This window comes from Vibrio sp. 1078-1, from assembly GCF_033340475.1.
Genome location: NZ_JAWOWM010000669.1, coordinates 1 through 572, shown reverse-complemented (window position 1 = coordinate 572; position 572 = coordinate 1). Strand labels below are relative to the sequence as shown.

The 572-nt window shown below is 44.8% G+C and carries 1 protein-coding gene; it reads right to left on the bottom strand.

Translation table 11 applies throughout. The annotated features are described in order from the left end of the window. Positions 1 to 39: 39 nt before the first annotated feature. The coding region (locus R7190_RS29415) for a class I SAM-dependent methyltransferase (RefSeq protein ID WP_318138145.1) at positions 40 to 572 on the bottom strand (533 nt) is incomplete at its 5' end.

Here is a 572-nt window from a genome sequence, read left to right as displayed (position 1 = left end):
CGAGCACCTTGGCTCGCTTTTTTTAATCTTTTTGGCAAATTAACGGCGACCAACGCCCATTAATACCGACATGGTTTGTCCATCAGAGGTGATATCGAACACTTTTTTCGCTTCAACATCGACAAAACCAGCGTTGCTCAATGCATTCTTGGAGCGGCTTAAGGTGAAACCGTCTTGCTCGGATTCTGCAACCCAATCAAAATGAACGAAGTAACCACCTTCATTTAGCAACGAATGAGCAATGTCTAACGATGATTCCACATCATCGACAAAAGCAAGGACAGAAGACGCAACCACAAGATCAAATTGTCCGCGGAAAGCAGGATGTTGCGCCACTAAACCTCGTGATAATGCATCTACGACTGGCTCAACGTTGAGTAACTCTTTCTTGTCGAGCTCTTCAATCATGGCTTCAGACGCATCTAACGCCACAATATCCTTAACAATGGGTGACAACAATTGGCTTAATTGTCCGGTGCCGCATCCAAAATCTAAAACTTTAATGCCATCAAGCTGAGTTAGCTGTTGTAACTGTGCAAACACCGACTGCGCAAATTGCTCTGTTGCTGGGT